Annotated in this window: 1 protein-coding gene; it reads left to right on the forward strand. The window is 64.8% G+C overall.

Annotated features, from left to right (window positions below):
* Positions 1-15: 15 nt before the first annotated feature.
* On the forward strand, positions 16-914 hold an 899-nt coding region (locus tag ACLQ2X_RS28400), incomplete at its 3' end, for an FG-GAP repeat domain-containing protein (RefSeq protein WP_425684141.1).

Consider the following 914-nt stretch of genomic DNA (forward strand, 5'->3'; position numbering starts at 1 on the left):
GACGGCAAAGACGACGTGGTCACCTTCACCCACAGCCCCCTCGCCGACGCCTACGTCGCCACCTCCACCGGCAACAACTTCGCCGGCACCAGCGTCAAATGGCACGACTGGTTCGGCCTCACCGGCGAAACCCCCCTCACCGGCGACGTCAACGGCGACGGCAAAGACGACGCCATCGTCTTCACCCACGGCACCAACGCCGACGTCTACGTCGCCCTGTCCACCGGCACCGGCTTCGCCCCCTCCACCAAATGGCACGACTGGTTCGCCCCCGGCGCCGAAGTCCCCGCCATCGGCGACGTCAACGGCGACGGCAAAGACGACATCATCACCTTCACCCACGACACCAACGCCGACGTCTACGTCGCCCTGTCCACCGGCAGCGGCTTCACCGGCACCGCCATCAAATGGCACGAATACTTCTCCATCGCCGGCGAATACCCCGCCCTCGGCGACGTCAACGGCGACGGCAAAGACGACCTCATCACCTTCACCCAAGGCCCAGCCTCCGCCTCCGACGTCATCATCGCCCTGTCCAACGGCTCATCCTTCGGCGAACCCCAAAAATGGCACGACCTGTTCGCCGTCGGCGCCGAACAACCCCGCGTCGGCGACATCAACGGCGACGGCAAAGACGACATCGTCACCTTCACCTGCAACAACGACGCCGACGTCTACGCCGCCACCTCCACCGGCAGCGGCTTCGCCGGCACCACCATCAAATGGCACGACTTCTTCTGCCTACCCGGCGAATTCCCCTACCTCGGCGACGCCAACGGCGACGGCAAAGACGACCTCATCGTCTTCACCAAAGGCACCACCAACGACATCTACGTAGCCCTCTCCACCGGCACCACCTTCGCCCCCAGCACCAAATGGCACGACTACTTCGGCCTCAACGGCGAAACCACCCT

This window comes from Micromonospora sp. DT31 (assembly GCF_049841795.1).
Lineage (GTDB): Bacteria > Actinomycetota > Actinomycetes > Mycobacteriales > Micromonosporaceae > Micromonospora.